This window comes from Candidatus Tisiphia endosymbiont of Nemotelus nigrinus (assembly GCF_964026475.1).
GTDB lineage: Bacteria > Pseudomonadota > Alphaproteobacteria > Rickettsiales > Rickettsiaceae > Tisiphia.
On the sequence record NZ_OZ032151.1, the window covers coordinates 915649 to 929156 of the forward strand.

Sequence of the window (13508 nt, forward strand, 5' to 3'; positions counted from 1 at the left end):
TATAAATTTCTTGTATTTAACAATTTGCTTTACTACAATGGAATAATATTAACTATTTAGGTAACTACCCAATGTATATTAATACACTGACTATTAGTTCTAGGGGGCAGATTGTTTTACCAAAAAAAGTTAGAGATATTTTTAAATCTAACATTGTTACTTTAGAGGTCAATGAGAATAATCAATTAATAATATCCCCTGTCTGTGACCTTGGGGGAACTCTTTCTATTTATAAGAAAGATTCAGAGATTTCATTTGATGGAATCAGACAGCAATCATGGTTTGATAGTACCTATTCTAAAGAAGCTACAGCTAATAAGGTAGTGAAGTGAAATATATTTGTGATAGCAACTTTATCCTTCGTTATCTTCTTGCGGATAATCCAGAAATGTTTAGTAAAACCAAAGAAATATTTGATCAAGCTAAAATCGGTCATATTACTCTTGTAATTGAACAAGCAGTATTTACTGAGGTGATATTTGTCTTATCCTCTTTCTATAAGATTCCCAAGGATAAAATAACTTTGACCTTATCTGAAATGTTAACTTACAAAGGGGTTCAAAGTGATAAAAACCATCTTTTATTAGCTCTGGATTATTATTTAAAATATAATTTGCATATAGTTGATTGTATTCTTCTGGCTAAAGCTGTTACTACAGATTTACCTGTTCTTTCCTTTGATCAAAAATTACTTGATTTAGTAGTAAAAAAATAATTCTTAAAAAGAGAAAAATTATTGTTTTTTGACTTAGTGGATGAGAATTTTAGAGTATACTACATAAATTCAGTATATTAAAAACAAAAGAATATAAATAATATATGTTTATTTAATAGGTATCATTGGTGTTTAAAATAGCTAGCAATTCGAGGAAAGTTGATAAGGATTTGTATAATAATTCGGCAGAGAATTTTATTCCTATAGCTTGTCACTATAATGAAAATACTCTGTTAACTAAGAATGGGGAACTACTCCAGACTATCCAAATAAATGGTATCAATGCAGAAAATATTAGTGATAAACTATTCAATTTACGAGAAGTAGTACGTAATGCTATCAAGAAAAATGTTCGTAATAAAAGTTTTGCATTTTGGATACATACTGTAAGACGTAAGACAAATTTAGATGATACAACTCCTTACAATAAATTGTTACCAGCTAATATTCACAATCTATGGAGACAAAAGAATTATTGGGATGATAAATTTGTTAATACCTTATATATCTCAATAATTTATGATTCTAATAACATTAAAGTTAAAGATATCAACTCTTTGATAACTTCTTTGTCTTTCGATAAACTTGTCAATTACCAAAATAACTATTTAGATAGTGTTTTTAAAATGCTAAATAGTACTGTTGACAAAATACTTCTGGATTTACAAGATTTTGGTGCAGTAAAGTTAGGAATAAGATTTGAAGGAGAAGAATCTTACTCTGATCTGATGTTTTTATATCGTAGAATAGTCCATCTTAATGAGGAATATTGTCTAGTACCGATTACTAATTTATCTAATGCTTTAGCCTCTAATCAATATGCAGTTGGTAACGATAAGATTGAAGTAATAAGCCAACATGGTAAAAAGTTTGCATCCATTATTTCAATAAAGGAATATCAAGAAGTATCATCAGCTGCCCTTGATGGATTCCTACAATTACCTGTAGAATTAATAGCAACAGAAATATTTTATTTCGTTGATAAAAAAGAAGTATCTAAAGCATTTGAAGAACAGGCATATATTTTACAAGTTAGTAAAGATGCTAAGCTTGCTGAAATCACCGGAATAGATAAAATAATGAATCTTGATGATTCAATCCCAAACCAATTTTGTAAACAACAAATTTCCATTGCTATTATAGGATCAGACTTGCACAAATTGGATCAATCAATTGCCCAGGCATCTAAGGAACTTGCTAAAATTGGGGTTGTCCATGTACGAGAAGATATAAATTTAGAATCGACATTCTGGGCACAACTTCCAGGTAATTTTTCCTATATTAGAAGGTTAGCTCCAACAATTATCGAAAATACAGCTGCCTTAGCTTCCTTACATAATTTTCCAACCGGAAGCCAAAATAATATATGGGGTAAAGCAGTAACCTTGCTTAGAACGGAGAAGGGAACGCCTTACTTTATGAATTTTCATGCGAAAAGTAATAATCGAGGAAATACTTGTATTTTTGGTACCGCTAATACCGGCAAGACTGTACTAACAAATTTCTTAATTTCTGAAGCAACTAAGTATAAGCCAACAATATTGTATCTTTCCAACAATAATGATTCAAAGATTTTTATTGAATCAATTGAAGGACAGTGGTTTGAAAAGGAGAAAAACCTAATAAATCCGTTTTTACTAGATAATACTCTAGAATCAAGGCATTTTATTATCGAATTGCTTAAGATAATTTGTAATAATTCTTTTTATCCCCTAAACGAGGTTGAATTAGCTTTTTTAGAAAAGTTTGCTGATAAAATTCACAGTTTAGATAATAAGAATCGTAATTTTTCATCGATTTTAAAAATAATGGATTTTTCTATAGAAGGTGGGGATTTAATCAAACTAAAATTAACTGATTATGCAGAAGGAGGATTATATGATGGTATATTTGATAGTGATAAATTTCCTTTATCCGAAGGCAATATAATAGGATTTAATTTATATTCTTTCTCTGAAAAATCCTTTACTGAACGTTTTTATCCAACAGATAGAAAACTTCAAGAAGTATTCTCAATGAATTTAACTAAGCATAATAGTTTATGTGCAGGGTTAGTATATGCATTTAACTATCATTTAACTATTACAGGGAAGAATCCAAAAATATTAGTAGTAGATAATCTTGATTCCTTGTATAGACCAGAAAACTTTGATAATATGTCACAGATGATTTCTGATAGATTGATGAAAAATAATGGGATCATGGTTAGTAATCTTAATTTCAGTTATTTGCAGTCGATAAAAACTAGAGTGTTACAAAATTGGTTGGACTTAACAGACACTAAAATTATTTTACCATCAGAAATAAAATTGCAGTATTTAGACCAAATTTTAGGATTAAATGAATCAGAAATAAAGAAATTATCGAAATTTACAATTGCTTCTAGAATGTTCTTAATAAACCAAGATGGTCAATCTATTGCTGTGGAATTAAGTATAGGAAGCTTAATTGGCATTATCAAGATTTTATCCTGTGGAATCGAAGAACTGAAAATATATCAAAAAATATTACAACAATATCCAGGGCATCCTGATAATTGGATTAATCATTTGTATATAGCATTAAATCATATTTAGTTGAAAGAGGAATTTGGTGCTAAAAAAATATTATCTAGTATTGTTCTTATTGATTTACTCGGGCAATAGCTATGCATCATTTTGGAATGAAGTTGCGCAATGTATAACTAATCCCTGTAATTGTGGTTACAGTACGATAGATGAAAAATGGAACAACACGGTTAAAAGAACAATAAAACCAAATCCTCTATGTCCACCATGGAATAGACGGGATGGACGTGATACAGATAATTGCCTGATTCAATTTGATCCGCCAGAGAATTGGATTGGGTTCTATCTGCAGCATTGTGCAGAACGTACCAGAGAAAGCTCTTACTTTGCCCCAAGAATTCGTATAAGAACTCAAAGTTGTAATGCATTTGCTTGCTGGAATCAATCCACTACTCTAAATTGGGATGGTGAATGTGTAATATGGCCTGGGGCTTATGGTTTACCTCTACTCAGAATTTGTGCTAGAGTTGCTGTTCCTGCGGTTGAACGGACGTCATTAAATAGTAAAGGAACACCCGCAGATCCTGGTTACACTCCTGGAAAACACTTGAATGATGTTGGTTTTCCAGAAGATGACGAATTATTCATTGGAGACGATGGCACAGCACTTAAATTTGATAGACCAAAATTATGTGCATATAGTGATCCTGGTTTGGTAAATCTTGTTTCAGCTACCGGAGTTCACTTAGATCCGCTGGATTGGAATCCAGTAAAACAGCCTCTTCATAAAACAGATGAATTACACCCTCTTACAAAAGTCCTAGTATTTTTAATAGACCTTAAGACTAGTCTGAGTATGTCAGCATTATTAGGTAAGTTATTAGATATGATGGGTGCTGAAAATACGCCAGGTCTTAATGTTATACGAGAAATAGTTAAATGGGTGGGGAAAATTCTTGAGCAACAATGGATGTATGATATAGCAAAAGATGTCCTTAAAACAATTGGTACACTAAATCGTTCTGTTGATGATTATCAATTTGGTTGCGTTGAATTACCATTTGGCCCTTTCCCGCCACCATATTGCCCTAAATTAGCTTCATTAATTACTACTCCCACTACAAGTTCTGTATGCAGTAAGAAGAAAGATGGTCTATTTGTTCAGTCTTCAGATGCACCATGTGTGGTGTCTAAATTAAGGAATAATCTTATTCATAATGTCGTGCGTGTTAGCTTAGACAATTTGATACCTCTTTGTAAAAATAAAGAAGAACCTCAAAAAACTGATAAATGTGTAGTAATAAAAAATCTTGCTGCATTCTCAGCTCAAAAAGTTCATACAGATAGCGCTCAACATGATGTAATAAAAAAATGTCCGACTGATAACGAAAGACCTTGTGTTGATACTAAAATTAACTTTAAATGCAGTGTTACTGAAAATGGTTGCGAAGATGGCTTTAGGATAGTATACGCACAAAGAATAGGTGAACACTCCACACCAAGTAATTACTATGTTGATGATTTACCTGATTGTAATAGCAAGGATGCAAATGGTAAAACTACCTGTCAAGAAATATGGGGAATAAATATTGGGGAATTTGTCGATGTTAAGATTGAATTTCCCAAGGTACAAAGTCAGGATGGTAACAATTTATTACAACTAAATAAAACCTTTGAACTCCAAGATAATAATGGCAATAACCGGTCTTTTGTTGCGTCAATTGCTAAAGATGCTTTTTTCGATCAAGACTTCTCTTTTCATCGTGATCCCAAATCTATTTGTGTAACGGAAGAAGAACAGTTGGTCGGTTGCGAAAAAAGAGTGACAGATGACTACCAAATCTTAACCCAAGAGTGTGGGGTAGATCCCGAAGTTATTTGCCCTAATAATAGCTATTATACCCCTCAATTTGTTACGTCAATAAGGGTATTAAATAAGGATGGGAGCATAGTTGATGCAACTAGCACTGTTGTTACACCATTATCGGTACACTCGCCTGATAACCAGAAGACAGAAGAAATAATAAATTTAGCAGGATATAATTTTACTTCCTTTATGGCATATATTTCTAATACCCCGCCAGCTATATATACTGCTATGCCATTTTCTGGAGAAAAATCTATGAATCCTTCAACGATATATGGTGAATATAAAAACGACAAGATACCCTATGATACTAAAGGAAGCCCTATTACAGATGTGGTATATTTGAAAGGTCTTGAATATATAAATGGTAAATATATTCAAGGGGCAACACATGGCTGTTTACAATCAAAAGATACAGAAAAATGTATTCCTGGAGTAAATGATACTAATTGTGTGCTAGCAAAACTACTTGAATCAGATACAGTTGACTGTTCAATGTTTAAGGAAAAAAGGACTGATCCCAAATATCTAAATCTTAGAATTCGTCAAAAGAGTGATACCAATTGTAACAAGACAGATTCTATATCAGGCTTAAATGGTGGTGCTGGTATTACGATTTATGCATGTGATAATTCTGTGTATTGTTATACAAATGATCGTAATGCAGGGGTTGAAGTATGTAAAGTTTCTATAGATGCCAAGGATAGAATTAATCCACTCCCATCACTAGGAAACCCAATAAATACCGGGCAGCATTACACTAATGCCTTTGATAAGAAAAAAGGTACTCCTAACTACAATCAGAAGACTGAGGCAATCCGAGATAAAACTCTACAGGAATTAGGTTTTTGCACCCCAATTAATGTCCCTAAATGTGAACCAATTTCTACCCCAACTGATATTAGTGGTAACGCAACATGGAAGTCTGATAACCCAAATGACTCAAAAACAGAAATAGGTCATTTGGCACTAGGAACTTGCAAGCCTGGTTGGGTATTAATTGATCCGAATAAACCACTGCAACGTTATTGTCTATCAAATGTAGCTACCAAAACCGTTGCTTTTGAAGCATTACCTGAAGGTGTTGGCTGTAAAGAAAGTCCTAGTCTTAGATTCGAATATACAAACAACTTTAAAAGTAATTTTCCTGTTGAAAATAGCTATGATTTTCCAACTAGAACTGGTACCTTTGTACTTGGTGGTCCGCATGGTTCTGCAGCAGATCTAACAGATACATTACGTTGAGCGAATTATGAGTTTGATATACCCAACACTAATATGCTAACCTCTTTTACAATAGGTGGTGCTGGTTCGTATTATGATGATTACTTAATGATTAAAGTCAATGATAAACTTGTTTATACCGGTCCCCCTAATCATGAATTTAAACGTATGGAATGTAGAGATTATGAAGCTGATAAATGTATTGTTTACATTTCTAACACTGATAAAGAAGATTTTGTGAAAGCAGATGATATATATAGACTTACTAAGTTACCACAACTTGATCTGATACCACATTTACGCAATGGTAAGAATAATATTAAGATTTATGTGGGAGTTATTGGTGGAGGGATTTTAAATCTTACTATTAGATACCAGCTGAAATCACAATAGCAAGTTTTTGAGAGTATAGCTAGCCTCCCCGTCAAAAGTCTTAGGGATTGATAAACAAATAACTATTACAGAGGCATTATGACTGGTAAACTGAGACATTCCATTAAACCTATAAAATTGAAAGCCCACGGTAGAAAAGCGATGTCAATTTTCAGATATGGACTTGATTATTTACAAAGAACATATTTAAATCAAGATAAAATGCATAAGGAACTAACTAGTATTATTGACATGTTTATTAAACCATTAATTCCCAGATTGCCCATATTATATCATGTTAATCTTTTTGTCATGTACTGAGGAATTTGCCCCAATTTTCATGAAAAATTGACCAATATTATTAATTCAAATAACTTGTAAAATTTTAATTAAAATTAGAGGAGAAAAGCTTATGAGTATTAGCCCGGATATTGCATGATAGAAATGAACCAATTGTGCTAGCCCTTGTCTCATGAGGGCTACAGGCTAAAATATATAAAATTTTAAATATACAATTTGTATTTTTGTGCAATTCTTCCAAACTCCTTATATTACAAGGGGTTCAGAGATAAATATTGATACCTTCATGCAATATCCGGGCTAGCCTAGGTTAAAACGATACTCTCAACTTCAGCGAACCTTGATGACTGGAATATTTATTACTAGAAGCTAAATAATCATATACTGCCATAATTTCTGTCATTCCACGTTTTAGAGTAATAGTTCCGCCAATTTTGTAGTTGTATTTAGCCGGTTTTTCAAGTAGCAATATTTCCTCTCTTCTGTTGGAATCTGACACTATCTGCATACGAAGCTTCTGTTGCTTATTATGCAAAAATCTCTCACACTCTATATGCAATCCAGGAATCACTTGGGTAGTATCACTAATCTTCATTGGTATAATTGTTTCAAACCCTATAATCCCAGAAGCTCTTTTGTCATTAGTAGCAGCAACCGATAGACTTTGTGTTTCAAAGCTTTCATTGTATCCAGCAATATTATATCCTCCATACTTTAGCCCAATATTTGGCGTAATTAATATTTTACCAATCTGTGACTTATGAGCTACTACTATCTTAGTACTATACGAAGTATTAGCAAATTTAGTCTTAGCCAACTGGTTTTGTACTGGTATTTTTGCTGAAACATTACCAAGAGCAAGGGAAAGAACACCTTGTAGTATTAATTTATCCGACAAATTAGTTTGACCATATATAGATATTACGTGGGCGTGGGCAGCAACTTTATCAGCACGATCCTTGTATTTAAAGTTAGAGAGAACATAGTTATAAGCTCCTCCTATAATGCTACCACCTTGCAACTCTATATCACCTCCAATAGTTAAAGCACTAGTTCTGCCGGTATATCTACTTAACACTTTGCGACCATTATACTTAGATGTCCCAATCGTGCCACTAACCCAGACATTTTTAGACACAACATTATCTTCATCACCAGAAGCAAGCACTGCAAGATCAAGTTGATGGAATCTTGATTGAACAGACTGTTCTATAAAATCAAAAACTGACGCTACTGAATTTATTGTTGCTGAAGTTACTTGTTTTTGTACTTCTATTGTTTGTTGCTCTAATGCTTTTACTTGTTCTTGCAATATTAATTCATCATTGTTGTTACAGGAAGTAATATCATTGTCATCTGATATGTTTGACTTTAATGTTGGACTTGGTGGCAGTTCTGATTTTGAATCTAAGTCTGAGCTTTCTGATTTTGAATCTGACTGTACTGATTGTTTTGGTTGTGCCTGTACTACTTGTTCTGATTGTTTTGGTTGTGCCTGTACTACTTGTTCTGATTGTTCTGGTTGTGCCTGTACTTCTTGTTCTGATTGTTTTGGTTGTGCCTGTACTACTTGTTCTGATTGTTCTGGTTGTGCCTGTACTTCTTGTTCTGATTGTTTTGGTTGTGCCTGTACTTCTTGTTCTGATTGTTCTAGTTGTGCCTGTACTTCTTGTTCTGATTGTTTTGGTTGTGCCTGTACTACTTGTTCTGATTGTTCTGGTTGTGCCTGTACTTCTTGTTCTGATTGTTCTGGTTGTGCCTGTACTTCTTGTTCTAGTTGTGTCTGTACTGCTTGTTTTGGGTGTGTCTGTACTTCTTGTTCTGCAATACTCCTCTTGTTGCGTTTTTTCCGCTTTTTACGTACCATTTCCTGTTGCTCACCTTGAACTGGCACTATGCTTTCGACTACTAATTTTTCCTGTAATTTTGTTTGTTTGGCAATATCTTTCCTAAATCTTTTCTGGGATTTACTTTCTGCTTTAATCCAGCCCTCTTCATCTGACACTATACTTGATTCCATATTGTTTTGAGTAAATGTAACATCAGGAATTTTATTAGTTGCAGGAGTTAATAGTTGTTGAGCTGTCGGCTGAGCAGCGGGTTGTTGATTAATTACTCCATGATTCTGTTCCACTACTAACTTTTCTTGTAATTTTGTTTGTTCTGCACTATTCCTCTTGTTGCGTTTTTCCCGCTTTTTATGTACCATGTCCTGTTGCTCACCTTGAACTGGCGCTATGCTTTCGACTACTAATTTTTCCTGTAATTTTGCTTGTTTGGCAATATTCTTATTGACCCTCTTCTGCTGTCTACTGAATACTTCATTCCAGTCCTCTTTATCTGACACTATGTTTGGTTCAACATTGTTCTGAGCAAATGCAACATTTGGAGTTTTATTAGTTGTAGGAGCTAATAGTTGTTGATCTGTCGGCTGAGCAGCGGGTTGTTGATTAATTGCTCCATGATTCTGTTCCACTACTAACTTCTCTTGTAATTTTGCTTGTTCTGCAATACTCCTCTTGTTGCGTTTTTTCCGCTTTTTATGTACCATTTCCTGTTGTTCACCTTGAACTGACACTATGCTTGATCTCGTATTATTTTGAACAAATGTAGTATCAGGAGCATTAATGATGGGAGCTAATAGTTGTTGAATAACTAGCTTAGAAACAATAGGCTGCTGCTCAATTGCTCCATGATTCTGTTCTACTACTAACTTTTCCTGTACTTTCCTAGCTCTTCTTTGGGCTTTATTTTCTACTTTACTCCACCCCCCCTCATCCAACACTGTACTTGATTCAATATTGTTTTTAGCCAATGCAACATCTGGAGTTTTATTAGTTGCAGGAGCTAATAGTTGCTGAGCAACAATAGGGTGCTGCTCAATTGCTCTATTATTCTGCTCAGCTTGTGTTCGCTGTCTCTGCTTCTTATTCACTTGTTCTTGTCTTTTTACTGCCTGTGTTAACTCATTATCTTTACGCTTTTGTTTTAATTCTTTCAATTGACCCCGGTGATGGATGATGGTATTAGACGTCGTTGATGTTGTTGGCAATATCAGCGGTTCTGCTCCGCTGCTTGATGTTTCTAAGTCAGGAGAATCAGTAATACTAGAACCCTCAAGTTTAGAAACCAAATATTGTACTTCATTACCTTGAGAATTTGCTCCTGAAAGTTGAGAATCTGTATTCCATAAAGTTCTAATATTGAATATTGGGCTAAATGCTTTACGAAATACTCTACTTAATGTTCCCATTATATTATATGAATTATTTTCTTTATGAGGAATACTCATTATCTCCTTAATAGGAGAGATAGGATCGCAACTATCTCTGAACATATCTGATTGGGAATTATTAGTAGGCGATAATACAAGATTTGATGAAATCTTAGTGGGTGTTGATGTAGTGGGTTTAGTAGGGATGGTAGTTGGAGAACCAGCAAGAGTAGCGCCACTATTTTGGCATGATAGTGTATATATTGATTGCATATTTTCTAATTTTGCTAATAGGTTTTCCAATGTTATTTTTTGATCTAATTGAGGGATTTGCTTTTTCGTCTTATAGTAAAGATGGTAATACAAATCTTTATTCAGTGTTTGTTGATTAGAACTATTATTAATAGAGGATGGCGATAATTGATTCGATTCTTGAAGTGGAAGCTTTGCTTTATGTGCTTGTTGAACAACTACAGGCAATTTTAGCGTTGATAATGATGGTTTTCTATTTTCATCTTCCCCAAAATATGAAGCATTACTAGATTGATTTTGACTAAAAGTATCCAGTGGAATGTTTTCTGAGTCAATTGCTCTATCAGACAATGTATTACTACTAGTAGGAACTTTCGGTGATAATCTAGATTCACCAAGTTTGGCACGTGGTGAGCTGCTACTCTCAGCTTTACATGCACTGATTAATACTAGTTGCGCTAACCCAATATTGAATAACATGCTTATTTTTGAATTCATATGTAACCCCTGTATTGTTCTGACTTTGTTTGGAATGGTATAATTTGCCCTAATTTTGACTGAATTACTCTATTTGCATAAAAACACCCTCCAAATGAATGACACTGATTAATAATATTTTAAATAATTACAGTGAAACCTATTATATTAGGTGGCAAAAAGATAGGAATAGAGCCGGGTAATTTGCTAGTTTTTGTCACCTAATTTAATGTGTTTCACGATATCTTTTCTCATTTTTAAGGTTTATTTTTTACGTAAAAAGAGCAGAATTGACGCATTTTTTAACTGCAATTTCATATTAAAAAACATATATAGGTTGATTGCACGGTGCTGACTAGCATTAACATACAGTTTATAGTAATTACCCAATTCTGGTTTACTATATATTTTACGCACAGCAATCTAGTTAATTTATATAAAACCTTTAAGTTATTATTAAGACTATAACAGTAATTTATAATTGTCTATATTAATTTTTTAATAAATTAATATATTTTTTATTATTTGAATTTAAAGCTTAGCAAGATTCTATGACAATTAACATTAAGCACTTCTGCGACTTTTCAGGTTAATCGGGTATATATCTCAAGAAAATTAGTGTCTAAACTGATGAGTAAAGAATTGGTTGATAAAGCCTACCATAATCTACATGAAGTAGAATCGAATTTTAGCAGTATGAAGACGGGATTGCTGGAAGTAAGGCCGATTTTTTTAAGGAAAAGCAATAGAACAAAGGGACATGTATTTGTCTGTATGTTGGCATTAAAAATATGACACTATATGAAAAATAAGTTGAAATATGGTTGTGGAGTAACTAGGTTCTGTGAAGTTTTGTAAAAAAATAAATTAAAAAGAAGGAGAGGTAGTGTATTTTCTATTTTAGACAATCAAAAACACTACCGGAATGAATTATCATATAAAAATCAGAGAATGGCAACAAATTATTGAAATATTAAGAAAAAGAAAAGATATAAAAACAAGAAATGAGGATAAGCTTAGACGATTTATTGAAGCAATATGGTACATAACACGTTCAGGATGCCAATGGCGGTTGTTACCGAGTGTTTATGGTTCATGGCGAGCAGTGCATATGAGGTTTAAAACTTGGTCTAATAAAGGAATATGGACCGATTTGTTTGAGCAAGTACAAGCTAATCCTGACATGGAATCAACAATGATTGACGCTACTATAGTTCGTGCCCATGCATGCTCAGCAGGTTATAAAAAAGATAGCCAAGATCAAGAAGCTTTAGGGCGTAGTAAAGGAGGTTTTACTACTAAAATCCATGCCTTAGTTGACGCTCTTGGTAATCCTTTAAAGTTTATTTTAACTGCAGGTCAAAGACATGACATTACACAAGCCAACTCATTGGTTAAAGATATTAAAAATACTATGCTCCTTGCCGATAAGGCATATGATAGCAATGCTTTTATTGAGCAGCTTGAAGAGCAAAATTGTATAGCTGTTATTCCATCAAAAAAGAACCGAAAACAGCAAAGGGAGTACGATAAACATATCTATAAAGAACGTCATTCGATCGAATGTTTTTTTGGTAAAATTAAACATTTTAGACGAATTTTTTCGAGATTTGATAAAACTGCTACTGATTTCTTGTCTTTTTTGCAATTTGTTGGAGCTTTTATATGGCTTCGTTAGAAAACTTCACAGAACCTAAGGATGGTAAATATAATGTGACCATTGAGGAAGCATTAAGAGAGTTGGATAAAATATGTTTTTTGTATTATACTATCAAAGGTTGTAAAGTAGCAAGATTATCAAAATTAAGCGAGTTTCAACAAAATTTGTTGAATTTATTTGATTTAACTATGCCCCAAATGATAAAATCTGTAAAATGATAATGTATAGCCAGTAACTAAAATGTAAACTTTTGTCCTACACACCGCATAGCAACCCTACTTTGAAGCATAATCCTTGCTCATATTTATCTCGAAGACAAGTCGCGATGACGGTTGTTTGTTCTTATAACCCTAGGCTGTGTGAACATTTCTCACCTCAACCAAATAAGAGTTGAAACGAAGTGAAGAAATGCTAAAAAAGAGTTGGCAGTTTTATCAAGTCTCGAGAAGATTCGTCTAAAATGTTTGATTTTGCCAAAAAAACATTCGATCAAATGACGTTCTTTATAGATATGTTTATCATATTCCCTTTGCTGCTTTCGGTTCTGTTTTAATGTAATAATTCATCTGTGATAGTGCTTTTTTTGTTCATAAATTACACTATCACATTTTTCAATTTTTCTCTCCTACTTAGAAATGTTCACACAGCCTAGCACTACTACACAGCCTAGCACTACTACAGTTGTAGACTGAATAAATTATGGAAAATTTGAGAGCTTTCTTTATAATATGGTTTCTAGTTTTTGAAATCTACAACTGTAGTGTTAGGTATTTCTCGCAATAATTCTTAGAGTTCAGTTTTTTTCCTTAAATCAACACATATACCAAATTACACTTTCACGATAGAATAAAAAATGTATGGTTGCTGCTATGGGCTGTTTTCCTTATAACTTTTAAAGGCGATGTGTAAGGAGGTGAGTA

9 protein-coding genes and 1 pseudogene are annotated in these 13508 nt (G+C 33.2%); 8 read left to right on the forward strand and 2 right to left on the reverse strand.

Features of this window, described 5'->3' with window-relative positions; genetic code table 11:
- Positions 1-71 precede the first annotated feature (71 nt).
- The 6 genes from AAGD39_RS04305 to AAGD39_RS04330 all read left to right on the forward strand — a co-directional run bounded on the left by AAGD39_RS04305 (position 72) and on the right by AAGD39_RS04330 (position 7006).
- Positions 72-332: an AbrB/MazE/SpoVT family DNA-binding domain-containing protein gene (locus AAGD39_RS04305; protein WP_341756178.1), complete on the forward strand. Its 261-nt coding sequence runs from the start codon at positions 72-74 to the stop codon at positions 330-332.
- Positions 329-715 (forward strand): PIN domain-containing protein, encoded by a 387-nt coding sequence (locus AAGD39_RS04310; protein ID WP_341756179.1) that lies wholly within the window; start codon positions 329-331, stop codon positions 713-715. The genes AAGD39_RS04305 and AAGD39_RS04310 overlap by 4 nt, the downstream gene beginning before the upstream one ends.
- A gap of 137 nt (positions 716-852) precedes the next feature.
- Positions 853-3291 carry a VirB4 family type IV secretion/conjugal transfer ATPase gene (locus AAGD39_RS04315; RefSeq protein WP_341757231.1) on the forward strand — a complete coding sequence of 813 codons (2439 nt, stop codon included), beginning with the start codon at positions 853-855 and terminating at the stop codon, positions 3289-3291.
- A gap of 16 nt (positions 3292-3307) precedes the next feature.
- On the forward strand, positions 3308-6334 hold the full coding sequence (locus AAGD39_RS04320) for a hypothetical protein (protein ID WP_341756180.1): 3027 nt from the start codon (positions 3308-3310) through the stop codon (positions 6332-6334).
- 33 nt (positions 6335-6367) lie between these two features.
- A complete protein-coding gene (locus AAGD39_RS04325) occupies positions 6368-6706 on the forward strand; it encodes a hypothetical protein (RefSeq protein ID WP_341756181.1) in 339 nt (112 codons plus the stop codon).
- Between the two features lie 78 nt (positions 6707-6784).
- Entirely contained in the window at positions 6785-7006 is a 222-nt protein-coding gene (locus AAGD39_RS04330; RefSeq protein WP_341757273.1) for a hypothetical protein, read from the forward strand.
- Positions 7007-7295: 289 nt separating this feature from the next.
- Here the strand turns inward: AAGD39_RS04330 and AAGD39_RS04335 are convergent, their stop codons facing one another.
- Positions 7296-10949, reverse strand: coding sequence for an autotransporter domain-containing protein (locus AAGD39_RS04335; RefSeq protein WP_341756182.1), 3654 nt, complete (start codon positions 10947-10949; stop codon positions 7296-7298).
- Positions 10950-11853: 904 nt separating this feature from the next.
- Here AAGD39_RS04335 and AAGD39_RS04340 point away from each other — a divergent pair.
- Together AAGD39_RS04340 and AAGD39_RS04345 are read left to right on the forward strand one after the other, a co-directional pair.
- Positions 11854-12606 carry an IS5 family transposase gene (locus AAGD39_RS04340; RefSeq protein ID WP_341756183.1) on the forward strand — a complete coding sequence of 251 codons (753 nt, stop codon included), beginning with the start codon at positions 11854-11856 and terminating at the stop codon, positions 12604-12606.
- A complete protein-coding gene (locus AAGD39_RS04345; protein WP_341756184.1) occupies positions 12594-12806 on the forward strand; it encodes a hypothetical protein in 213 nt (70 codons plus the stop codon). The genes AAGD39_RS04340 and AAGD39_RS04345 overlap by 13 nt, the downstream gene beginning before the upstream one ends.
- A gap of 152 nt (positions 12807-12958) precedes the next feature.
- Here AAGD39_RS04345 and AAGD39_RS04350 read toward each other — a convergent pair.
- A pseudogene (locus tag AAGD39_RS04350) lies at positions 12959-13150 on the reverse strand (IS5/IS1182 family transposase); the annotation flags it as partial.
- Between the last annotated feature and the right edge of the window lie 358 nt (positions 13151-13508).